This is a genomic window from Thiomonas sp. DCM-2, assembly GCF_056820905.1.
This window is the reverse complement of the sequence record NZ_CM165962.1, coordinates 2,817,522-2,838,959: the sequence shown is the minus strand read 5'-3', so window position 1 is coordinate 2,838,959 and position 21,438 is coordinate 2,817,522. Positions and strand designations below refer to the sequence as shown.

The 21,438-nt window shown below is 63.4% G+C and carries 20 protein-coding genes and 1 tRNA gene; 15 read left to right on the top strand and 6 right to left on the bottom strand.

What is annotated here, in order from left to right; genetic code table 11:
• Positions 1–95: 95 nt before the first annotated feature.
• Positions 96–446 (bottom strand): hypothetical protein, encoded by a 351-nt coding sequence (locus tag AC1ZQA_RS13825; RefSeq protein WP_482677429.1) that lies wholly within the window; start codon positions 444–446, stop codon positions 96–98.
• 159 nt (positions 447–605) lie between these two features.
• Here AC1ZQA_RS13825 and AC1ZQA_RS13820 point away from each other — a divergent pair, with 159 nt between their 5' ends.
• Positions 606–1,499, top strand: coding sequence for an NAD(P)-dependent oxidoreductase (locus tag AC1ZQA_RS13820; protein WP_482677428.1), 894 nt, complete (start codon positions 606–608; stop codon positions 1,497–1,499).
• A 697-nt stretch (positions 1,500–2,196) separates the two neighbouring features.
• Here AC1ZQA_RS13820 and AC1ZQA_RS13815 read toward each other — a convergent pair.
• Together AC1ZQA_RS13815 and AC1ZQA_RS13810 are read right to left on the bottom strand one after the other, a co-directional pair.
• Positions 2,197–2,273 (bottom strand) — tRNA-Pro (locus tag AC1ZQA_RS13815).
• A 68-nt stretch (positions 2,274–2,341) separates the two neighbouring features.
• Positions 2,342–3,352, bottom strand: coding sequence for a polyprenyl synthetase family protein (locus AC1ZQA_RS13810; RefSeq protein WP_482677427.1), 1,011 nt, complete (start codon positions 3,350–3,352; stop codon positions 2,342–2,344).
• On the opposite strand from AC1ZQA_RS13810, the gene AC1ZQA_RS13805 reads away from it, so the two are divergent.
• The 5 genes from AC1ZQA_RS13805 to proB all read left to right on the top strand — a co-directional run bounded on the left by AC1ZQA_RS13805 (position 3,351) and on the right by proB (position 6,539).
• Positions 3,351–3,614 (top strand): hypothetical protein, encoded by a 264-nt coding sequence (locus AC1ZQA_RS13805; protein ID WP_482677426.1) that lies wholly within the window; start codon positions 3,351–3,353, stop codon positions 3,612–3,614. The two genes, AC1ZQA_RS13810 and AC1ZQA_RS13805, sit on opposite strands and share 2 nt — an antisense overlap.
• A 9-nt stretch (positions 3,615–3,623) precedes the next feature.
• Entirely contained in the window at positions 3,624–3,935 is a 312-nt protein-coding gene (gene rplU, locus AC1ZQA_RS13800) for a 50S ribosomal protein L21 (protein WP_482677425.1), read from the top strand.
• A gap of 12 nt (positions 3,936–3,947) precedes the next feature.
• Complete coding sequence (gene rpmA, locus AC1ZQA_RS13795) at positions 3,948–4,205, top strand: 50S ribosomal protein L27 (protein ID WP_482677424.1); 258 nt, start codon at positions 3,948–3,950, stop codon at positions 4,203–4,205.
• 140 nt (positions 4,206–4,345) lie between these two features.
• A complete protein-coding gene (gene cgtA, locus AC1ZQA_RS13790; protein WP_482677423.1) occupies positions 4,346–5,410 on the top strand; it encodes an Obg family GTPase CgtA in 1,065 nt (354 codons plus the stop codon).
• A complete protein-coding gene (proB, locus tag AC1ZQA_RS13785; RefSeq protein ID WP_482677422.1) occupies positions 5,397–6,539 on the top strand; it encodes a glutamate 5-kinase in 1,143 nt (380 codons plus the stop codon). Before cgtA ends, proB begins: the two co-directional genes overlap by 14 nt.
• A 27-nt stretch (positions 6,540–6,566) precedes the next feature.
• Here the strand turns inward: proB and AC1ZQA_RS13780 are convergent, their stop codons facing one another.
• Both AC1ZQA_RS13780 and AC1ZQA_RS13775 read right to left on the bottom strand, forming a co-directional pair.
• Positions 6,567–7,037, bottom strand: a complete 471-nt coding sequence (locus AC1ZQA_RS13780; protein WP_482677421.1) for a CNP1-like family protein — start codon at positions 7,035–7,037, stop codon at positions 6,567–6,569.
• Positions 7,038–7,108: 71 nt separating this feature from the next.
• The gene (locus AC1ZQA_RS13775; protein WP_482677420.1) at positions 7,109–7,699 is read right to left on the bottom strand and encodes an RNA pyrophosphohydrolase; all 591 of its coding nucleotides are present in this window, start codon (positions 7,697–7,699) and stop codon (positions 7,109–7,111) included.
• Positions 7,700–7,871: 172 nt separating this feature from the next.
• Here AC1ZQA_RS13775 and AC1ZQA_RS13770 point away from each other — a divergent pair, with 172 nt between their 5' ends.
• Complete coding sequence (locus tag AC1ZQA_RS13770) at positions 7,872–9,602, top strand: proline--tRNA ligase (protein ID WP_482677419.1); 1,731 nt, start codon at positions 7,872–7,874, stop codon at positions 9,600–9,602.
• Between the two features lie 19 nt (positions 9,603–9,621).
• On the top strand, positions 9,622–10,269 hold the full coding sequence (locus AC1ZQA_RS13765; RefSeq protein ID WP_482677418.1) for a lytic transglycosylase domain-containing protein: 648 nt from the start codon (positions 9,622–9,624) through the stop codon (positions 10,267–10,269).
• A 29-nt stretch (positions 10,270–10,298) separates the two neighbouring features.
• Here AC1ZQA_RS13765 and ffh read toward each other — a convergent pair whose 3' ends face one another.
• Complete coding sequence (gene ffh / locus AC1ZQA_RS13760) at positions 10,299–11,648, bottom strand: signal recognition particle protein (RefSeq protein ID WP_482677417.1); 1,350 nt, start codon at positions 11,646–11,648, stop codon at positions 10,299–10,301.
• 118 nt (positions 11,649–11,766) lie between these two features.
• Between ffh and AC1ZQA_RS13755 the strand changes: the two genes are divergently transcribed.
• The 7 genes from AC1ZQA_RS13755 (at position 11,767) to AC1ZQA_RS13725 (ending at position 21,265) form a co-directional block, all read left to right on the top strand.
• Positions 11,767–12,606, top strand: coding sequence for a cytochrome C assembly family protein (locus AC1ZQA_RS13755; protein WP_482677416.1), 840 nt, complete (start codon positions 11,767–11,769; stop codon positions 12,604–12,606).
• Positions 12,603–12,830, top strand: coding sequence for a PP0621 family protein (locus AC1ZQA_RS13750; RefSeq protein WP_482677415.1), 228 nt, complete (start codon positions 12,603–12,605; stop codon positions 12,828–12,830). The genes AC1ZQA_RS13755 and AC1ZQA_RS13750 overlap by 4 nt, the downstream gene beginning before the upstream one ends.
• 43 nt (positions 12,831–12,873) lie before the next feature.
• Positions 12,874–14,541 (top strand): sensor histidine kinase, encoded by a 1,668-nt coding sequence (locus tag AC1ZQA_RS13745; protein WP_482677414.1) that lies wholly within the window; start codon positions 12,874–12,876, stop codon positions 14,539–14,541.
• Positions 14,538–16,064, top strand: a complete 1,527-nt coding sequence (locus tag AC1ZQA_RS13740) for a sigma-54-dependent transcriptional regulator (protein ID WP_482677413.1) — start codon at positions 14,538–14,540, stop codon at positions 16,062–16,064. Before AC1ZQA_RS13745 ends, AC1ZQA_RS13740 begins: the two co-directional genes overlap by 4 nt.
• The gene (ampD, locus tag AC1ZQA_RS13735; protein ID WP_482677412.1) at positions 16,061–16,654 is read left to right on the top strand and encodes a 1,6-anhydro-N-acetylmuramyl-L-alanine amidase AmpD; all 594 of its coding nucleotides are present in this window, start codon (positions 16,061–16,063) and stop codon (positions 16,652–16,654) included. Before AC1ZQA_RS13740 ends, ampD begins: the two co-directional genes overlap by 4 nt.
• A gap of 302 nt (positions 16,655–16,956) precedes the next feature.
• Complete coding sequence (locus AC1ZQA_RS13730; protein WP_482677411.1) at positions 16,957–19,908, top strand: ribonucleoside-diphosphate reductase subunit alpha; 2,952 nt, start codon at positions 16,957–16,959, stop codon at positions 19,906–19,908.
• Positions 19,909–20,062: 154 nt separating this feature from the next.
• Positions 20,063–21,265, top strand: coding sequence for a ribonucleotide-diphosphate reductase subunit beta (locus tag AC1ZQA_RS13725; protein ID WP_482679335.1), 1,203 nt, complete (start codon positions 20,063–20,065; stop codon positions 21,263–21,265).
• Positions 21,266–21,438 lie beyond the last annotated feature (173 nt).

Here is a 21,438-nt window from a genome sequence, read left to right as displayed (position 1 = left end):
GACTGGCACACACTGCCAGTGATGTGTCATGCGGACCTGGCGTTGCTCTCCTCTGTGTTGTGCGAGGCGACGCCGCCCTGCCGTCTGCGGTGAGACTATGCGGTCTTGCCGGGGCGGCGGGCGACCGACGCCAGCAACTGCCTGGCCTGAACCTCCGCCGCTGCGGCTTGTTCGAGCGGCGCGCGGCAGAGTCCGGCCAGGTCGTAGCGGACGTTCTCGTACACCTCGGCAGCCTCCGGATAGCGACGCAACACCGCGTCCAGCCAGGGACTTGCGGGCAGGCGCCGCAACTCGGCAGCGAGCTTGCTGGCGACAACCCGGCATTGCTCTGCACTGGCCTGCAGCGGCTGACGGTCGAGCTTGTGCAGCAGCTGCGCCAGGATGACCACCTCGGGCACGACGGCGCGTTCGGCCGTCTGCTGGGCGGAGGTCTGGGATGGTTGCATGGGAACTCCTATTGATTGGGTCTTGTCGATAGCACAGATATGTTGTCGGTTTGACCCGAATCAAGATTTTCCGCACTGCAGCACGAAACAGCGGTGCAACGCAAAATGCGGCGTTGACCCGAAGCCATCGGGTCTCCATCACACCCCGGAGAGGTTTCCATGAACACCAACGAGTCCCTTGCCTTTATCGGACTGGGCAGCATGGGTGCGCCGATGGCGCGCAATCTGCTCGGCGTCTTTCCAACGCTTGTGGTCTACAACCGCAACCCGGAACGGGCGTCCCAACTGGTGCAAGCCGGGGCGACCCTGGCGGCTTCTCCGGCGCAGGCCGTGCAGCCGGGCGGTGTGGTGGTCACCATGGTGGCCAATGACGCGGCGCTGAAAGAGGTCACCCTGGGTGCGCAGGGTTTTGCGCCGACCCTGGGTGCCGGTGGATTGCACATCTCCATGAGCACGGTCTCTCCCGAGACCTCCCGTCTGCTTGCGCAGGAGCACGCGCGTCATGGCAGCTTGTTCGTCAGCGCCCCGGTATTCGGACGCCCGGAGGCGGCCGCGGCGAAAAAGCTGTGGATAGTGCAGTCCGGCGATGCAGGCGCCAAGGCACGGGCCGAGCCGGTGTTGCGCGCCCTGGGCCAGGGCATTCATGATTTTGGCGAGGAACCTGGTGCGGCCAATGTGGTCAAGCTCAGCGGCAACTTTGTCATTCTCTCGGCGGTGGAGGCGATGGGCGAAGCCCTGGCGCTGGCGGAAAAAAACGGTGTCGACCGCGAGGCGCTGGCGGCGTTTTGGGGGGAGACCATTTTTGGCTGCCCGATTTATCAGAATTACTCCAAGCTGTTGGCGCAGCGGCAGTATGAACCGGCGGGGTTCAAGCTGGAGCTGGGGCTCAAGGATGTGCGGCTGGTGCGCGAGGTCGCCGAGCAAGCCACCCTGCCGATGCCACTGGTCGACCTGCTGCATGAACGCCTGCTCACCAGCCTGGCCAAGGGCCGTGGCGGTATCGACTGGACCGGCATCGAACTGGTCACTGCGGAGGCGGGCGGCTTGCGCTGAGGCAACACTGAATCAACCTTTGTGATGATGCGCGCCGGGCTGCGGGATGGGATGCAAGGCGCACACCACAGCCATAGCCGTCGCTATGGCGAGGATGTGCAACGCAGCAGACCGCCCGCCGCCCGGATGCGCAGCGCGCAAGAGACTTGTTCAGTGTTGCCCAAATGGGGTCATCCCCGCGCTGAAACGCGTAGGGGCTGAGCGCGCACGGGAACAAGCCGATTCGTCACGCGCATCCGGATGCAAAGCCCCGCCAGGAGGCGGGCACCAGCCATGGGCGGGCAATCTCAATCAGGGTGTGACGGACGGCAGATGTGCAAATGTCCGCTTTCGGTCGATTCTCGGAAAACACGCGGTGGCCATGGGCAGTCTGGTGTGCGTCGGATGGTCGTTGATGGAATCCCGTGTAGGCAGGGTCTTGACTTAAATTCCCTCGCCACAGCATTGCGCTTTAAACCGTGGAAAAGACGGCCAAAACGCCTGAATGCAGTGACTCACGCGCAAACAGGAGAAGCTTGAGACGCGCTGAATTGGAGCGAAATTGGAGCAACGTGTCGCTTTTCTGCTCAAAAGACGACATTTTCCGTTTTGCGTCCGCAGCGCGATACTCTGGCGCCTCGACCGAGGGACTTTTCTAAGTCCTTGAATGACATAACAAAAACGGCCACTTGTGGTGGCCGTGTTGTTTTGAAATTCTTGGTCGGGGTGAGAGGATTCGAACCTCCGGCCTCTACGTCCCGAACGTAGCGCTCTACCAGGCTAAGCTACACCCCGATCTCCTCTGGGTTGGTCTCCGGTCTAGACCCGCGCGCTGCGCTTGTTGCAAGCAGCCGTCAGGCTTTTCAAACCGTGCGTCCCAAAGAGTAAGCGCATAAGTCTAGCAGAGCCTGCTGAGCCGGGCCAGGTTTGAGTTGTCCGAGTGCGTTCTCGGCGATGCGGATTTCGCTTTGTGCGGCCTCCCGCACGGTTTCCATGGCGCCGCAGTGATGAACGACGGCCATGACATCATTCAGTGCGGAAGCGTCGCCCTGACGAATGGCGTCTTCGATCAGTGACCGCTGCGCTGAAGAGCCGCGTTGCATGGCAATGATCAGGGGCAGTGTGGGTTTGCCTTCACGCAAATCGTCGCCGATGTTCTTGCCGAGTTCTTCAGCATGACCGCTGTAATCGAGCAGATCGTCGATGAGCTGAAAGGCGGTTCCGAAGCTGCGGCCCGCCAGCGCCATCTGCTCTTGGGTGGTCGGGTCTGCTTCAGCGAGAACGGCGCCGATGCGCGCTGCGGCTTCAAACAGCTTGGCAGTCTTGAAGCGGATGACCTGCATGTAGCGCTGCTCGTCGACTTCGGGGTCGTGCATGTTGAGCAACTGCAGCACCTCGCCCTCGGCGATCACGTTGGTGGCGTCGGCAAGAATGTCCAGAATGCGCATGCTGCCCACGGACACCATCATCTGAAAAGCGCGGGTGTAAAGAAAGTCGCCAACCAGCACACTGGCAGAATTGCCGAACAAGGCGTTCGAGGTTTCGCGTCCGCGCCGCATGGAGGATTCATCCACCACATCGTCGTGCAGCAGCGTGGCGGTGTGGATGAGTTCGACCACGGCGGCCATCACATGCTGCTGCAATCCGCGGTAGCCGAGCGCCTGTGCCACAAGCAACAGCAAGGCAGGGCGCAGGCGCTTGCCGCCCCCGGTCACGATGTAACCGCCGATGGTGTTGATCAGCGCCACTTCCGAGGCCAGATGGGTCTGGATCGTTCGATCCACGGCCTCCATGTCCTGCGTGATGGGGGCGAAGACGGACTGGATCGACGGTGCTGCCGCCATGGTTGGCGCTTGCGCGGATGGAGAAGGCATGGAAGGCGGTCGGATGCTGAATGAAGGCAGGCAGATTGACGATTTTTTACTTGGTGGCGTCTGCGCATTCTATGAACCTGTCCTTGCGGACATGCGGCGACACCTCCCGGATTTGCGGATGGGCAACGCTGTTTTGACGTCGCAGGGAAAAATGGCGGTGGGTGCTACAATGAAAGGCTTTTTCCGGGCCATCTCAAAAAATTGGGTGTGGCCTGGCAATCCGTGCGGCTGCGCCTCCTGGGAGCTGCCGCGATTTCAATGAGGTGAACTTATGTATGCGGTCATAAAAACCGGCGGCAAGCAGTACCGTGTTGCCGCTGGCGAAAAAATCAAGGTAGAACAGATGCCGGCAGACGTAGGTCAGGACATTGTGCTGGAAGAGGTGCTCGCCGTGGTGAACGGTGACGATGCCAAATTCGGCACCCCCCTGGTCGACGGTGCGAAGGTGACGGCCAAGGTGCTGTCGCACGGGCGGCACGACAAGGTGCGCATTTTCAAGATGCGTCGCCGCAAGCACTATCAGAAACATCAGGGGCATCGGCAGAACTACACCGAGCTTCAGATCGAAGCGATCTCGGCCTAAGGAGTAACAGACATGGCACAGAAAAAGGGCGGCGGCTCGACCCGCAACGGCCGCGACTCGGAAGCCAAGCGACTTGGCGTGAAAGTGTATGGTGGCCAGGGCGTTTCGGCTGGCGGCATCATCGTGCGCCAGCGCGGCACCAAATTTCACGCAGGCCACAATGTTGGCATTGGCAAGGATCACACCTTGTTCGCGCTGGTCGATGGACGTGTGGAGTTTGCGGTCAAAAGCGCATTCAACCGCCAGACGGTTTCGGTCGTATCCAACTAAGCGCGAATTCCGGCACGCGGTTTGCCGGAACAGGGTGAGCAACCCAACAACGCCCCGGCGTGGAGAGGCATGGCACACATTCTGTGGTCCTGCATCGCCTGCCGGGGTTTTCTGTTTTTTCAGCGAAACGAGACACTGTCGTGAAATTTGTCGATGAAGTCGTGATCGAGGCGCATGCCGGAAACGGCGGCAACGGCTGTGTGTCGTTTCGCCGCGAGAAATTCATTCCATTCGGCGGGCCGAATGGAGGTGATGGTGGCCGGGGCGGGCATGTGATCGCCCGCGCGGATGTCAACCTCAACACCCTGGTCGATTTTCGCTTTTCCAAGCTGCACCGCGGACGCAACGGTGAGCATGGGCGCGGCTCCGATCAATATGGGGCGGGTGGGGCCGACAAAGTGTTGCGCATGCCGGTGGGCACGCTGATCTACGACGCGGATACGAATGAACTGCTCGCGGATCTGGTGCAGGATGGGCAGGAGATCATCATTGCGCATGGCGGGCAGGGGGGGCTTGGCAATCTGCATTTCAAGTCCAGCGTCAACCGCGCACCGCGCGAGTCGACCAAGGGGCAGGAGGGCGAAGTCCGCAGGCTCCGTCTCGAACTCAAGGTGCTGGCCGACGTGGGGCTGCTGGGCATGCCCAACGCGGGCAAGAGCACGCTGATTTCCGCCGTGTCGAACGCGCGGCCAAAAATTGCGGACTATCCTTTCACCACCCTGTATCCCAATCTCGGCGTGGTGCGTCTGGGGCCCGGGCGCAGTTTTGTGATCGCAGACATTCCTGGGCTGATCGAGGGCGCGGCAGAAGGACTGGGGCTGGGGCACCAGTTCCTGCGGCATCTGCAGCGCACCAAATTGCTGCTGCACATTGTCGACATGGCGCCGGTCGAAGAGGGCGCCGATCCGGTCAAGGACGTGCGCGCCATCGTGGCAGAACTGAAAAAGTACGATGCAGAACTGGCGTCCAAGCCGCGCTGGCTGGTGCTCAACAAGCTGGATCTGCTGTCTGAAAGCGAGCGTGATGCCGCAGTGAAATCGCTGGTGCGGCGCCTGCGCTACAAAGGACCGGTTTTTCCGATTTCGGCACTGGCGCGCGAGGGGCTCGACCCCTTGCTGCATGCCATAGCCGAGCATATTGGCCAGAGCAAGCCGGTCGAGACTGTCGAACCCGATCCACGTTTCCGTGACGATGTCAGCAACTGAAATCCAGAATTCGCCCTCCGTCGTGCAGGCGGCACGGCGCATCATCATCAAGGCCGGCTCCAGTCTGGTGACCAACGAAGGCCGTGGCGTCGATCTCGATGCCGTGTCGCGCTGGGCGGGGCAGATCGCCGGGCTGCGTGCCGTAGGCAAGGACGTCATTCTGGTGTCGAGCGGCGCCATCGCAGAAGGCATGCGCCGGCTGGGCTGGTCGCAGCGTCCGCGCGAAATGCATCAGTTGCAGGCCGCTGCTGCCGTGGGGCAGATGGGGCTGGCGCAGGCCTATGAAACGGCGTTTCGCGAGCGTGGCATGGTGGCAGCGCAAGTCTTGCTCACCCATGCCGATCTGGCGGATCGCCAGCGCTATCTCAATGCCCGCACCACCCTGCTGACCTTGCTGGAACAGGGCGTGGTGCCGGTCATCAACGAAAACGACACGGTGGTGACCGACGAGATCAAGTTCGGTGACAACGATACCCTTGGCGCGTTGGTGACCAATCTGGTGGAAGGCGATGTGCTCATCATCCTGACCGACCAGTCCGGCCTCTACAGCGCAGACCCGCGCAAGCATGCCGATGCCCGGCTCATCGCGCAGGCGGACGCAGAGGACGCCTCGCTGCAAGCCATGGCAGGTGGCGCCGGCTCCGGCATTGGCACAGGCGGCATGGCCACCAAAGTGACCGCAGCTCGCCGCGCCGCGCGCAGTGGGGCCCATACCGTGATCGCCAGCGGGCGCGAACCAGAGATCTTGTTGCGCCTTGCCCGTGGAGAGATCGTGGGCACCCAGCTTCTGGCGGGCCGCGCCAAGCTCGCGGCGCGCAAGCAATGGATGGCCGATCATCTTCAATTGCGCGGCTGGGTGACGGTGGATGACGGCGCGGCGCAGCGGCTGCGGACTCAAGGTGCAAGTCTGTTGCCGGTCGGCGTGGTGGATGTGCAGGGCGATTTCGAGCGGGGCGATGTCATCGCCGTGCGCGATGGTGCCGGTGTGGAAGTGGCGCGCGGCCTGAGCAACTATGCCGCCTCGCAGGCGCGCCGCATCATGCGTCACGCCTCAGCGGAAATCGAAACCATCCTGGGATTCAGTGAAGAACCCGAGCTGGTGCACCGCGACAATATGGTGTTTCCGTAAGCCCAGGGCTGGATCGACCCTGCGGGGTCAGTACGGCAGGGCGCGCAGACCCTGTTTGATGCGCTGGGCCATGTCTGCCGGCGTGCCGTTCACGACACGGTCCTTGCAAAAATCATCGGCGTACAGCGTGGAGTGGATGCGTGTGGCGCCCGACTCGGGAATCGGCTGCCAGTCGCTTCCGCGCGCAGCGGTCCATTGCTTGCTGGAGTCGTTCCAGATCGCGTAGATTTTCCACTGTCTGAGGGCGCAGTTGATGCCCTCGTAGGTTCCGTTGCTCGGCCCGCCCGCAGTTTTGGCGACGAGGGTGTAACGCACTGTCTGCCCGGGCTGCACCGAAATCGAGGCTGCATCGACAAAAAATTGCAAAGCGCCGCCCGCAGTGATGTGGACATGCAGCAGGTCTGCGGGCGCGCCTGGAAAAACCACCGGAGATTCGGCCGTGTTGCTCGCCTTGGCACCGAACCAGCCGGTGTCATCAGACGCCTCCGCGCAGGCCATCGGAATGGCGCTCAAACCTGCCAGCAGGCAGACTAGTGTTGCGGTGCGCCTGCGTGCTGAGAAGGAAAAAATCATGCGGGATCCGGGTGGTCGAGAAGGGACAGCGGCTCGCCGCAATCCACCGCCGTCGCTTCGTCAGGCGGCTGGCGGTGGCGCAGATTGGCGCGCAGGTAGCGGGTGCGCGGTTCGGCGCGGGGAATGAAGTGCGAAAGCTCGGTAAGGGCCAGCTGATACACCTCGCGCTTGAACTCGATCACACTGTCGAGTGGTACCCAGTATTCATTCCAGCGCCAGGCGTCGAACTCCGGGTGCGTGGTCGCGCGCAGGCAGACATCACAGTCGCGCCCGGTCAGGCGCAGCAGATACCAGATCTGCTTCTGGCCCTTGTAGATGCCACGGCTATCGCGCCGCACAAAATGGTTGGGAACGTCGTAGCGCAGCCAATGCCGCGTGCGGGCAATGATGCGGACATGGCAGGGGTTGAGGCCGACTTCCTCGTGCAGTTCGCGGTACATGGCCTGCTCGGGCGTTTCGCCCGGATTGATGCCGCCCTGGGGAAATTGCCAGGAATGCGCCCGCACGCGCTTGCCCCAGAACACCTGGTTTCTGGCGTTGAGCAGGATGATGCCCACGTTGGGACGGTAGCCTTCACGATCCAACATCGCCTGGTCCTCGATCTTTTAGAATTCTGGCTTTGATTATAGGCAGCGCCGTCAAGTCATCGTGAGGCCGGAGGGCTTCTTTTAAGCCCCCTGCTGTGTTTGCTAGTCCGTCTGATGCAAGTGGTTGACGGTTCCGTTCTTTCTCCATTTTGTCGGCTTCGTGCCGCTCTGCATGAAAATTTCCCGTTTTTTCATTTCCACCCAGAAGGATGATCCGGCGGACGCCGATATTCGCAGCCAGGCGCTGATGCTGCGCGCGGGCATGATCAAAAAGCACGCGGCAGGGCTTTACAGCTATATGCCGCTGGGCCTGCGCAGCATCCGCAAGGTCGAGGCCATCGTCCGCGAGGAAATGAACCGGGCGGGCGCCATCGAGTTGCTGATGCCCGTGGTGCAGCCTGCCGAGCTGTGGCAGGAAACCGGGCGGCTGGACAAGTTCGGCCCCGAACTGTTGCGCATCAAGGACCGCCATGACCGCGACTTCGTGATCCAGCCGACCTCTGAAGAAGTGGTGACCGATCTGGTGCGCAGCGAGGTACGCAGCTGGCGCCAGTTGCCGCTCAACTTCTATCACATCCAGACCAAGTTCCGCGATGAGCGCCGGCCGCGTTTTGGCGTGATGCGCGCGCGTGAATTCACCATGAAGGACGCGTATTCCTTCGATCGCGATTTCGAGGCGGCGCAGGCCAGTTACCGCGCCATGTTCGAAGCCTACAAGCGGATTTTTCAGCGTTTTGGCTTCGAGTTCCGTGCGGTTGCGGCCGACTCCGGTGCCATCGGTGGCTCGCTGAGTCACGAGTTCCATGTCATTGCCGATACCGGCGAAGATGCCATTGCCTATTGCGAGGGCTCGGACTATGCCGCGAACATCGAAAAGGCCGAGGCGCTGCCCTTGATCGCCAGGCGCGCAGAGCCGACGCAGCCGCTGCGCAAGACGCCGACGCCGGGCGCGGCCAAATGCGAGGACGTCGCCGCGCTGTTGGGCATTCCCTTGCAGCAGACCATCAAATCGGTCGTGCTCGCGGTGGATGCCGACGAGCCGGGACAGCCGGCAACCATCGTGCTGCTGCTGGTGCGTGGCGATCATGCGGTCAATGACATCAAGGTCAGCAAGCTTCCCGGGCTTTCCAGCACCCGCATGGCGACCGAGGCGGAAATCATCGCCACCTTCGGCACCCCGCCGGGCTATCTCGGCCCCATCGGCACGCTGCATCCGGTGCGGGTGATCGCCGATCGCACCGTGGCGAACATGCACGACTTTGTCGTGGGCGCCAACGCGGTGGACTATCACTACACCGGGGTCAACTGGGGCCGCGATCTGCCCGAGGCGGAAGTCGCCGACATCCGCAATGTGCTGGCGGGTGATCCCAGTCCGGATGGCAAGGGAACGCTGTCGATCTGTCGCGGCATCGAGGTGGGGCATGTGTTCTACCTCGGCACCAAATACTCTGCGGCGATGGGCGCGACCTTCCTCGACGACAAGGGCAAGTCGCAAACCCTGGAAATGGGCTGCTATGGCATCGGCATCACGCGCATTCTGGGCGCATGCATCGAGCAGAACCACGACGCCCGGGGCATGATCTGGCCCGACGCCATCGCCCCGTTCACTGTGGTGATCTGCCCCATCGGCTACGACCGCAGCGAAGACGTGCGCAACGCCGCAGACGCGTTGTACGCCGAGCTCATCGCCGCTGGGGTGGACGCCGCGCTGGACGACCGGGGCGAGCGACCGGGCGTGATGCTGGGCGACTGGGAACTGATCGGCGTGCCGCACCGCCTGGTGATTTCCGATCGCGGGCTCAAGGCAGGCACGGTGGAGTACCAGCACCGCCGCGACGCCGCGCCCACGGTGCTGCCGCTGGCCGAAGCATCCACGCAGTTGCAAGCCCGGCTGCAGCGCTGAACCGGCAGGGGGCGGTGGCATGCGTGGTCTGTCTCGCCGCCAGTGGCTGCTGCGCAGCCTGGGTGCGGGCGCAGCCATGGGTATGGGCTGGAGTCTGCCTGCCACGCCTGCCTGGGCCGGGGCGCAAAAGGAAGAGCAACTCAGCGATGCGGTGCGCACCGCGCTGGCCGCGCAAATTGCGGAAGCACCGCCGCCGCAGCCGCATTTCCGCGACGCCAATCATTTCGCTCAATACTGGGTCTGGCTGGCCACCGAGTCGGCGCGGCTGCAGAGCCGCATTCCCGGTTTCTCGGTGCGGCGCGACTTTCTACAGACGGTCTGGTATGAAGCGCACCGCGCCGGTCTGGAACCCGCGCTGATCCTGGGTTTGATTCAGGTGGAGAGCGGCTTCAAGAAGTACGCCATTTCATCCGCCGGGGCAATGGGCTATATGCAGGTGATGCCGTTCTGGACCCAGCAGATCGGCAATGGCGACATCACCAGCCTGTTCCACATGCAGGTCAACCTGCGCTATGGCTGCGTCATCCTGCGGCACTATCTCAACATCGAGAACGGCAGCCTGTTCTACGCCCTGGGTCGCTACAACGGCTCACGCGGCCGTGCTGCCTATCCCGACGCGGTGCTCGCTGCGCGCCAGCGCTGGCTGGTGGCGGGCGGCTCGGGCTGATCGAAGCGCGGCGTGGCGTCAATATGGCATCAGCGCGGCATCATGCCGCCCATGCGCTGCATCATCTTGAACATCTTGCCGCCCTTCATCTTTTTCATCATGTCGCGCATCTGCTCGTATTGCTTGAGCAGGCGGTTGACCTCCTGAACCTGCACCCCGGCGCCTGCGGCGATGCGGCGCTTGCGCGTGGCCTTGATGACATCGGGCTTGTGGCGCTCCTGCGGTGTCATGCTGTGGATGATGCCCTGCATGCGGCGCATGTCGCGCTCGGCGCGGTTCATGTCGGCCTGCCCCGCCTTGGCCTGCATGTCGGCCGGCAGCTTGTCGAGCATGCCTTGCAGGCCGCCCATCTTGTTCATCTGCTGCAATTGCATCAGAAAGTCGTTGAGGTCGAATTGCGCGCCGGACTTCACCTTGGCGGCGAGCTTCTGCGCAGCGTCGACATCGACCTGCCGCTGGGCCTGCTCGACCAGCGCGAGGATGTCGCCCATGCCCAGAATGCGGTCGGCCATGCGGCGCGGATCGAACGGCTCCAGGCCGTCGATCTTCTCCGACACGCCGGCGAACTTGATCGGGGCGCCGGTGACCTGCCGCACCGACAGCGCCGCGCCGCCGCGGGCGTCGCCGTCGAGCTTGGTCAGCACGATGCCGGTCAGCGGCAGGGTGTCGTGGAAGGCACGCGCGGTATTCACCGCATCCTGGCCCTGCATGGCATCGACGACGAACAGGGTCTCGATGGGTTTGAGCGCAGCGTGCAGCTCCTGGATTTCGCGCATCATCGCCTCGTCCACCGACAGCCGCCCGGCCGTGTCCACCAGCAGCACGTCAAGGTGATGGCTGCGCGCAAAGTCCACGGCGCGGCGGGCGATGTCCAGCGGCTTGTCCTGTGGCGATGACGGAAAGAACTCGGCTCCCGCCTGCGCCGTGACGGTTTGAAGCTGCGCGATTGCCGCGGGGCGATACACGTCGCACGAAACGGTCAGCACCTTCTTCTTCTGCCGCTCGGTCAGCAGCCGCGCCAGCTTGGCAGTGGTGGTGGTCTTGCCCGCGCCCTGCAGACCCGCCATGAGCACGATGGCGGGCGGCTGGGTGGCGAGGTTGAGCGGCACGGCGTCCCCGCCCATCAGATCGGCGAGCTCGCGCTGCACCACGCCCACCAGGGCCTGCCCCGGGGTGAGCGAGCCAACCACGTCCTGACCGAGCGCCTTGTCCTTCACCCGCGCGGTGAATGCGCGTACCACGGGCAGGGCCACGTCGGCTTCCAGCAGCGCAAGTCGCACCTCGCGCAACATGTCCTGGATGTTCGACTCGGTGATGCGCGCTTCGCCCTTGAGGGTCTTGACCACACGGGACAGGCGCTGGGTGAGATTGTTGAGCATGGGGTGAAGAGGTCTGGTGTGCGAGCTGGCTGGACGGCGCGGAGCACCGTCTGCGGACAGCCCGGCTTTGCTGCTGGAGGCACATCTTGACAGCAAAGGGCTCGGTTAAACTCGAAACATGTCGATTTTAGTGAATAGCCTCGCCTTCGCGCTGTACATGCTGGCCGCCCTGTTGTCGCGGCCCAGCCCCGTCATGGCACTCGGCCATGCGGAAGGCGCGGTGACCGGCGCGATGCGGCGCTCGGAGCGCTGGTCCACCTGGGTGATGGCGCTGGCCTGGATTGCGCAGACCGTGACCTTTGCCCTGGTTCTGCACGGCGAGCTGCAGCCGCATTTCGGTTTCGCCCAGGCCCTGTCGGTGACTTTCTGGCTGGTGGCTGCGGTCTACTGGGTGGAGAGTCTGTATTACCCGCTGCAAACGCTGCGCAGCTGGATCTGCGTGCTGGCGGCTGTCTCCATTTTGCTCACCTGGGTGTTTCCCGGGGGCTTCACCCCGCCGTATGGAGCGGGGCCGACCTTCGCGCTGCACTGGGCCATGGGCATCGCGGCCTACGGCCTGTTTGGCGCGGCAACCCTGCATGGCATTTTGCTGTGGACGGCAGAGCGCTCGCTCCATCGCCGCAAGGGATCGGTGGCCGGTGTGTCGCGCAGCCTGCCTTTGCTCACGCTGGAAAAACTCACCTACCGGCTGGCGGGTGTGGGCTTCGTGCTGCTGACGGCCTCGCTCATTTTCGCCGCGACATTCAGCGAAGAACTGTTCGGCAGGCCGTTCGAGTTCAATCACCAGGCCGTCTTCGGCATCGCCGCCTGGGTGCTGTTCGGCATTCTGATGATTGGCCGGGTGTTTCTGGGCTGGCGGGGCACGCGGGCGCTGGTCTGGCTGTTTTCCGGCACGGTGCTGCTGATGCTCACCTACATTGGCTCGCGCTTTGTGCTGCAGGTGATCTTGCACCGATGAAATATCTGGTTCTGTTTGTCGTGGTGATTGTCGGGCTGATGTTGATCAAAAAATCGCAGCAATCCAGGAACGTGCCGCCGCCCAATCCACCACGCAAGACCCCCCGGGTGCCCGAGCCCATGTTGCCCTGTGCACATTGTGGCGTGCATTCGCCTGCAAGTCGCTGCGTCATGCGGGATGGCAAGCCGTATTGCAGTGAAGAGCATGCCCGCCTGGGGTCGTAGGTCGGCTGCGGCGCCAGCCGCTGAAAGTGCGTTTGCGCGCTCGATGTTCGCGCCCTCCACCTCGCCTGCAGGACTGGCGTTCGTTCCCTCGTCGCGTCTGGGCCGCGAACGTCTGCGCACCTTTCGTGTGCTGGCCGGGGCGCGGCTGCTCATGGCCCTGATGTTGCTGGGCTGGCTGGTGTTGCTGCCCATGCTGCAGGCGGCCCCGGCACGCCAGCCGTCGTCGGTCACTCTGGGTTACTGGATGGCTGCAGCCTACGCGGTGCAGACGGGATTGAGCCTGTGGTGGAGTTTCCGCCACAGCGGCGGCCTGGCCTGGCAGGTTCTGGTCGCCATTGCCGTCGACCTGCTGGTCTTCACCGTGCTGCAGTTCACCGCGGGTTATCCGTCGCGCGAGTTTTCCCTGATCTATGCCCTGCCTGTGTTGGCGGCCGGCATTTATGGCACGTTGTCCCTGACGCTGTTTGTCGCTGCGCTGGTGACCCTCATCCTGCTCGGGAGCGCGGTGTCTGGCCTGTTTGCCGGTGTGGCCGAGGCCGAGCAGCATCTGCTCAATGCGGCATTTGTCGGCGCCGCCTACTTTGCGGTGGCAGTGCTGACCTGGCAGTTGTCGCAGCGGCTGGCGCGGCAGGAGGCGCGCGCCAGCGCCAGCGAGTCGATGGCCAGGCGCCAGATGGCGCTGAATCAGCGGGTGATCGAGGCGCAGCATGACGGAGTGATGGTGGTGGACCGGCACATGGTGCTGGAGGCGCTCAATCCCGCGGCGCAGCAACTGCTGGATCTGCCCTGGAGCGATGCCGTGACCGCGCGCTGGCTGGGCGGCCGCAAGGCGCTGGGTGATCTGCCGGTCGCTGCCGTGGTGCGCCAGGAAATCGAGCGCATGGCCATCGATGGCGAGGAGGCGCTGGAGGTCCAGGTGCGCACGCCTGCGGGGCGCAGGTTGCTGCTGCGCCTGTCCACCCTGGAGAATCTGCCGGGTGGCGTGGGTTACCTCATCGTGCTGCAGGACCTGCGCGAGATCGACGCCCGCATCCAGCAGGAAAAGCTGGCGGCCATGGGGCGGCTGGTGGCCAGCGTGGCGCACGAGATCCGCAACCCGCTGGGCGCCATCGGCCAGGCCAACCAGCTGGCCAAAGAGTTTGCAACGGATGCCGCGCAGCTCGAACGTCTGCATCACCTCATCGGCCAGAATGTCGAGCGCATCAACCGCACGGTGGAAGACGTGCTGGAGCTTGGCCGCACCGCACCGCGCGAGATCGGTCTGATGTTGTGCGCGCCGTTGCTGCATGAATTGCATGCCGAGTTCGATGCGCCTGATGCGGGCCGCATCGGCCTGTTCATCCAGGACGACACGGCGCAGATCCATTTCGACGCCCTGCATCTGCGCCGGGTGCTGGTCAACCTGCTGAGCAACGCGCGGCGCTATGCCAGCAATCAGCCGCGCGCCATTGAAATCCGCCAGCTTGGCGCGCAACGGGTGCGCGAAATTCAGGTGGCGAACGATGGTCCGCTGATCGATGCGGAACTGCGCGCACAACTGTTCGAGCCCTTTCGCACCACCAGCACTCGGGGCGTGGGGCTGGGCTTGTATATTTCCCACGAACTCTGTCTGCGCAATGGCGCGCGCCTGCTGTACCGCGTCGAGCGGGAGGGGACGCCGCAGGCGCGTGGTTCCTTCGTCATCCAGACCGCACCGGGCCCCGAGACATGAATCCAGCAGATGTGCACATTCTCATCGTGGACGATGAGCCGGATCTGCGCGAGCTCTACACCCTGAGCATGGTGCGCGAGGGCTGGCAGATCGACGTGGCGGAGACCGTGGCGCAGGCGCGCGATCACCTGTCGCGGCAGCACTACGCCCTGATGCTCACCGACATGCGCCTGCCCGATGGCGAGGGCCTTGATCTGCTGCGCTGGCTGGAAAGCCAGCCTGGCCGCCACGAGAAGTCCATTGTCATCACCGCATACGGCAGCGCGGGCAACGCGGTGGCCGCGCTCAAGGCCGGGGCGTTCGACTATCTGAGCAAGCCGGTGGATCTGGCTGCGCTGCGCCGCACGGTGCATGCGGCCATCGCCACTGCCGCAGTGGAAGCGCAGGCGCCGGTCAGCAGCGCCTTGCAGCGCATGGTGGGCGAGTCCACCGTGATGCGCGCGCTCAAGCAGACACTGCAGCGCGTGGCGCGCAGCATGGCGCCAGTGCTGATTCAGGGGGAGTCGGGCACAGGCAAGGAACTCGCCGCGCGGGCGGTGCACGAGTGCAGCGCCCGCGCGGCCGGGCCTTTCGTTCCGGTGAACTGCAGTGCCATTCCCGAACAGTTGCTCGAAGCCGAGTTCTTCGGCTACCGCAAGGGCGCATTCACCGGGGCGATGGCCGATCACGCCGGCTTCTTCGCCGCAGCGCAGGGCGGCACGCTGTTTCTTGATGAAATCGGCGAATTGCCGCTGGCGATGCAGGCCAAGTTGCTGCGCGCGGTGCAGGAGCGTCGCGTGCGCCCGGTGGGCGAGACGGCGGAAATCGCCGTCGATGTGCGGCTGGTCAGCGCCACCCATCGCAATCTGGAGCAGATGGTGGCTCAGGGGCAGTTCCGCCAGGATCTGTTCTATCGGCTCAATGTCATCGCCGTGGCCTTGCCGCCCCTGCGCGAGCGCCTGGACGATCTGCCGCTGCTGGTCGAGGCCTTGCTGGGTGACATCCGCCGCGACAACGCCCGGCCCGGCCTGCGCCTGAGCCCGCCGGCGCTGCAGCACCTGCGGCAGCATCGCTTCTCGGGCAATGTGCGTGAACTCGACAATCTGCTGCACCGTGCGGCGGCGCTGTCGATGCAGGACCTGCTCGGCCCCGATGACATTCCCCTGCCCGATCATGCAGCGCAGGTGGCCGTGGCCTCACCGGTGGCCATGGTGCCGGACGGGTCATTGCCAGCGCGGGCCATGGCGTCTCAGCAACCTGCCCAGCCTGTCGCGCACGCCGTGCAGACGCAGGAGACTCCGCCCCTTGATCCGCATCAGCCGCCCATGGTGTCATTTGCGGCGCAGACGCCGCTGCCGCCCGATCTTGGCACCTATCTCGATCAGGTCGAGCGCAGCATTCTGTGCGAAGCGCTGCGCCGCACCCGCTTCAACCGCACCGCCGCCGCGCAGCTGCTCGGTCTGAACCTGCGCCAGATCCGCTACCGCATGGAGCGGCTGAACATCCATGATCCGGCGGATGCGCCGGACGACTTCGCTGGATGAACGCCAGCCCACACACAGCCGCCAGCCAGCTGGACATGGGCTGGATGCCGCATGCCCGGCATGTGCCGTCGCCCCATGCGGATGCCCGGCCAGAAGGCATGCCCATTGATCTGCTGGTGATCCATTGCATTGCCCTGCCGCCCCGGCAGTATGGTGGCGATGCGATCGAGCGACTGTTCTGCAACCGCCTTGATCCGGCAGAGCACCCCACGTTCGCTGCGCTGGCTGGCCTGAAAGTCTCGGCGCACTTCGTGGTGCAGCGCAACGGGGTTCTCACCCAGTATGTGCCCTGTGCGCAACGGGCATGGCATGCCGGGGCGTCGCAGTTTTTCGGGCGCACGCGCTGCAACGACTTCAGCATCGGCATCGAACTCGAAGGCAGCGACGACACGCCGTTCGAGCCCGCGCAATACGACACGCTCATCGCCCTGGGGTCCGAGTTGCTGTTGCGCTATCCCTTGCGCGCCATTGCGGGCCACAGCGATATCGCGCCAGGACGCAAGACCGATCCCGGTGTTGGTTTCGACTGGAAACAGCTCAAGAATGGTCTCGCCCTGCCTGCGAGCGCCTTTCCCTTCCACCGTTTCTGACGCGCTGCGCGGTCGTGGCTTGTGCATGACCCTGTGCATAAGCTGTGGGTGGACTGTCGATTTGTTCGACACTACGAATAGTGGTTGAAATTCGATCCGACCCTAGATATAGTGTCTTGACGGCTCGAGAACACATGCCCGGCGTCCTTTGCATGCGCGCACACATGCGCGTCGGACGCCCCGATCCAGCACGTCTTTCCCGCTCCGCCCAATCATTTCGCGCAGTCCCTGAACCCCGTCGCATCGTGCCGCAGCGCATACCGGGTTTGCGGCACAGCGCCATTCGTCCCAAGGAGTTCCTGATGTCCCTGACCCCCCACGCCGCTCCCGAAACTGCTTCTGCGATCCCGCATTCCTCGCACCGCGATGTGGACACGCAGCAGCAGACCGCACTGGGTGATTTTTCCGATTACAAGATCATTCGTCGCAACGGCGCTGTCGTGGGCTTCGAGCCGGGCAAGATCGCCGTGGCGATGACCAAGGCCTTCCTGGCAGTGCAGGGCGGGCAGGGCGCGGTTTCCACCAGCATGCGCGACACCGTCAACGCGCTGACCGAGAGCGTGGTGCGCGCGCTGCTGCGCAGCCGTCCCAGCGGCGGCACCTTCCACATCGAGGACATTCAGGATCAGGTCGAGCTGTCGCTGATGCGTACCGGCCAGCACGAAGTGGCACGGGCCTACGTGCTGTATCGCGAGCGCCGTGCGCAGGAGCGCGCCAGGCAGAAGGCCACCGTGGCCGCGCAGACTGACGCGCCCGTGCTGCATGTGCTCGATGGCAACGTGCGCAAGCCACTCGATCAGGCCGCGCTGGTCGGGCTGATCGAATCGGCCTGCGCCCATCTGAGTGCCGATGTGAAGGCGGAGCCCATCGTCACGGAAACCCTGCGCAATCTGTACGACGGTGTACCGATGCTCGAGGTCTACAAGGCGGCCATTCTGGCTGCGCGCACCCTGATCGAGCGCGACCCGGATTACTCCAAGGTCACTGCACGACTGCTGCTGCACACCATGCGGCGCGAAACCCTGGGCGAAGACGTGGCGCAGGAGCAGATGGCACAACGCTACGCCGAGTACTTCCCGCAGTGCATCAAGGAAGGCGTGTCACTCGAACTGCTCGACGAGCGGCTGGCGCAGTTCGACCTGCAGCGTCTGGGTGCAGCGCTCAAGGCCGAACGTGATCTGCAGTTCGACTACCTCGGCCTGCAAACCCTGTACGACCGCTACTTCCTCGCCAACCGTGCCGATACCCGGGTGAACAAGGATGGCCGACGCATCGAATTGCCGCAGGCGTTCTTCATGCGCGTCGCCATGGGGTTGTCGCTCAACGAAGTCGATCGCGAGGCCAGCGCCATCGCGTTCTACGAACTGCTGTCCAGCTTCGACTTCATGTCGAGCACGCCCACGCTGTTCAACTCCGGCACCCGGCGTTCGCAACTCTCGAGCTGCTACCTCACCACGGTGGCTGACGATCTGGACGGCATCTACGAAGCGATCAAGGAAAACGCGCTGCTGTCCAAGTTTGCCGGCGGTCTGGGCAACGACTGGACGCGGGTGCGCGCCCTGGGCAGTCACATCAAGGGCACCAACGGCAAGAGTCAGGGTGTCGTGCCCTTCCTCAAGGTGGTCAATGACACCGCGGTTGCGGTGAACCAGGGCGGCAAGCGCAAGGGCGCAGTCTGTGCCTATCTCGAAACCTGGCACCTCGACATCGAGGAATTCCTGGAGCTGCGCAAGAACACCGGCGACGACCGCCGCCGCACCCACGACATGAATACCGCCAACTGGGTGCCCGATCTGTTCATGAAGCGGGTGATGGAAGGCGGCGACTGGACGCTGTTCAGCCCGGCCGACGTTCCTGACCTGCACGACAAGTTCGGCAAGGACTTCGAACAGGCCTACACCCGCTACGAGCAGAAGGCCGCATTGGGTGAACTCAAGCTGTTCAAGACCATTCCCGCGGTCCAACTGTGGCGCAAGATGCTGTCGATGCTGTTCGAGACCGGCCACCCCTGGATCACCTTCAAGGACGCCTGCAATGTGCGCAGCCCGCAGCAGCATGTGGGTGTGGTGCATTCGAGCAACCTCTGCACCGAGATCACCCTCAACACAAACGAAAGCGAGATCGCGGTGTGCAACCTGGGCTCGGTCAACCTCGTCGCGCATCTGAAGGATGGCCCCAACGGCACCAAGATCATCGACCAGGCCAAGCTCAAGCGCACCGTGCAGATTGCCATGCGCATGCTCGACAACGTCATCGACATCAACTACTACGCCGTGGCCAAGGCACGCAATGCCAACATGAAGCACCGCCCGGTGGGTCTGGGCATCATGGGCTTTCAGGACTGCCTGTATCAACTGCGCATTCCCTATGGCTCGCAAGAGGCCGTGGAGTTTGCCGACCGTTCCATGGAGGCGGTCTGCTATGCGGCCTACTGGGCGTCGAGCGAACTGGCGCGCGAGCGTGGCCGCTACAGCAGCTATGGCGGTTCGTTGTGGGACCAGGGCATCCTGCCGCTGGACAGTCTGCGCCTGCTGGCCGAGCAGCGCGGCGGCTACGTCGAGGCCGACACCTCCAGCACGCTCGACTGGGACGCGCTGCGCGCCCACATCGCACAGCATGGCATGCGCAACTCCAACTGCGTGGCCATTGCACCCACGGCCACCATCTCCAACATCGTCGGTGTCGATGCCTGCATCGAGCCCACCTTCCAGAACCTGTACGTCAAGTCCAATCTGTCGGGCGAGTTCACTGTCATCAACCAATACCTGGTGCGCGACCTGAAGGCGCGCGGCCTGTGGGACGCGGTGATGGTCGCCGATCTCAAGTATTTCGATGGCAGCACCCAGCGCATCGACCGCATTCCCGCCGACCTCAAGGCGCTGTATGCCACCGCCTTCGAGACCGATACCAAGTGGATCATCGAAGCGGCAGCGCGGCGCCAGAAGTGGATCGACCAGGCGCAGTCGCTCAACATCTACATGGCCAACGCATCGGGCAAGTTGCTCGACGACACCTACAAGCTGGCCTGGGTGCGCGGCCTCAAGACCACCTACTACCTGCGCACCATCGGGGCCACGCATGCCGAGAAATCCACGGTCAAGGCAGGTCAGCTCAACGCGGTGCCACAGTCCTCAGGCCAGTCGGCTGCGGCCACGACGGCACCTTCCACCCCAGCGTCGGCACAGGCCGTGGTGCAGTCCGGTGACATCCGTTTCTGCGCCATCGACAACCCGGAGTGCGAGGCCTGTCAGTAAGCCCTGCATGCAGGGTCGGCGCATCGCAAGTGCTCAAGTCACAAGCCACCTGCGATGCGCCTGCACAACACGCAGCAAGCAAACCGCGCAGTACCACTTCATCTGTGTTGAGCCTTTGTGCTGAACACTTGATAATCTAAAGAAGGTCATGAACATGCTTACTTGGGACGAACCACAAACGAACTCTGCAAGCCCTGCGCAAGCCGCGCAGGCGGAGCGTGCACTTCAATCCATGGGTGGTGCAGCGACGTCGCATCAACCGGTGTCCACACCGGCACCAGCGCTGGCCGTGGCCGCAGACCTCTACAGCCAGCGCGCGGCCTCCACTGCGCGGGTCCGCGCCGAAGACAAGCGCATCATCAACTGCAGTGTCGACGTCAATCAGCTTGTCCCCTTCAAATACAAATGGGCCTGGGACAAGTACCTGGCTTCCTGCGCCAATCACTGGATGCCGCAGGAAGTGAACATGTCGCGCGACATCGCCATGTGGAAAGACCCGAACGGCCTGACCGATGACGAGCGACTGATCATCAAGCGCAACCTCGGCTTCTTCACCACGGCCGATTCGCTCGCGGCCAACAACATCGTGCTGGGCACCTATCGCCACATCACCAACCCCGAGTGCCGCCAATACCTGCTGCGCCAGGCCTTCGAAGAAGCCATCCATACCCACGCCTATCAGTACATCGTCGAATCCATCGGCCTGGACGAAAGCGAGATCTTCAATTCCTATCACGAGATCGCTTCCATCCGCGAGAAGGACGAGTTCCTCATCCCCTTCATCGACACCCTGACCAACCCCGCATTCCGCACCTCGGCGTTCGGTGGCAGCGAGCGCAATGATCAGGAACTGCTGCGTTCCATCATCGTGTTCGCCTGCCTGATGGAAGGCCTGTTCTTCTATGTCGGCTTCACCCAGATCCTCTCGATGGGGCGGCAGAACAAGATGACCGGCGCGGCCGAGCAGTACCAGTACATCCTGCGCGACGAGTCGATGCACGCCAACTTCGGCATCGATCTGGTCAACCAGATCAAGCTGGAAAATCCGCACCTCTGGACACCCGAGTTCAAGCGCGAACTCACCGGGTTGTTCCATCAGGCGATCGATCTGGAATACCGCTACGCCGAAGACACCATGCCGCGCGGCGTGCTCGGCTTGAATGCTTCGATGTTCAAGGGCTATCTGCGCTTCATCGCCAACCGCCGTGCGGTGCAGATCGGCCTCGATGCCCTTTTTCCCAACGAGGAAAATCCCTTCCCCTGGATGAGCGAGATGATCGACCTGAAGAAGGAACGCAACTTCTTCGAAACCCGTGTGATCGAGTATCAGTCGGGTGGCGCGCTGTCCTGGGAATGATGCACGAATAACCTGCGAGCACGCACAACAGAGTGATTGTTGACCGAGCCCATTCCGCCCAACGACATCCGGCCCAGCAGAGCCGGAGGGTGGAACCTCCCCCTCTGTTTTTCAGCGGCGCGCAGCGCGGGGCATCCGTGGTGATGCCAAAAATCCTGATCAATTGTTTTCGG

Coding starts and splice junctions, on each gene's coding strand:
- AC1ZQA_RS13825 (WP_482677429.1), bottom strand. CDS start 446: ATGCAACCATCCCAGACCTCCGCCCAGCAGACGGCCGAACGCGCCGTC.
- AC1ZQA_RS13820 (WP_482677428.1), top strand. CDS start 606: ATGAACACCAACGAGTCCCTTGCCTTTATCGGACTGGGCAGCATGGGT.
- AC1ZQA_RS13805 (WP_482677426.1), top strand. CDS start 3,351: ATGGAAGGCGGTCGGATGCTGAATGAAGGCAGGCAGATTGACGATTTT.
- AC1ZQA_RS13810 (WP_482677427.1), bottom strand. CDS start 3,352: ATGCCTTCTCCATCCGCGCAAGCGCCAACCATGGCGGCAGCACCGTCG.
- rplU (WP_482677425.1), top strand. CDS start 3,624: ATGTATGCGGTCATAAAAACCGGCGGCAAGCAGTACCGTGTTGCCGCT.
- rpmA (WP_482677424.1), top strand. CDS start 3,948: ATGGCACAGAAAAAGGGCGGCGGCTCGACCCGCAACGGCCGCGACTCG.
- proB (WP_482677422.1), top strand. CDS start 5,397: ATGTCAGCAACTGAAATCCAGAATTCGCCCTCCGTCGTGCAGGCGGCA.
- AC1ZQA_RS13780 (WP_482677421.1), bottom strand. CDS start 7,037: ATGGCCTGCGCGGAGGCGTCTGATGACACCGGCTGGTTCGGTGCCAAG.
- AC1ZQA_RS13775 (WP_482677420.1), bottom strand. CDS start 7,699: ATGTTGGATCGTGAAGGCTACCGTCCCAACGTGGGCATCATCCTGCTC.
- AC1ZQA_RS13770 (WP_482677419.1), top strand. CDS start 7,872: ATGAAAATTTCCCGTTTTTTCATTTCCACCCAGAAGGATGATCCGGCG.
- AC1ZQA_RS13765 (WP_482677418.1), top strand. CDS start 9,622: ATGCGTGGTCTGTCTCGCCGCCAGTGGCTGCTGCGCAGCCTGGGTGCG.
- ffh (WP_482677417.1), bottom strand. CDS start 11,648: ATGCTCAACAATCTCACCCAGCGCCTGTCCCGTGTGGTCAAGACCCTC.
- AC1ZQA_RS13755 (WP_482677416.1), top strand. CDS start 11,767: ATGTCGATTTTAGTGAATAGCCTCGCCTTCGCGCTGTACATGCTGGCC.
- AC1ZQA_RS13750 (WP_482677415.1), top strand. CDS start 12,603: ATGAAATATCTGGTTCTGTTTGTCGTGGTGATTGTCGGGCTGATGTTG.
- AC1ZQA_RS13745 (WP_482677414.1), top strand. CDS start 12,874: ATGTTCGCGCCCTCCACCTCGCCTGCAGGACTGGCGTTCGTTCCCTCG.
- AC1ZQA_RS13740 (WP_482677413.1), top strand. CDS start 14,538: ATGAATCCAGCAGATGTGCACATTCTCATCGTGGACGATGAGCCGGAT.
- ampD (WP_482677412.1), top strand. CDS start 16,061: ATGAACGCCAGCCCACACACAGCCGCCAGCCAGCTGGACATGGGCTGG.
- AC1ZQA_RS13730 (WP_482677411.1), top strand. CDS start 16,957: ATGTCCCTGACCCCCCACGCCGCTCCCGAAACTGCTTCTGCGATCCCG.
- AC1ZQA_RS13725 (WP_482679335.1), top strand. CDS start 20,063: ATGCTTACTTGGGACGAACCACAAACGAACTCTGCAAGCCCTGCGCAA.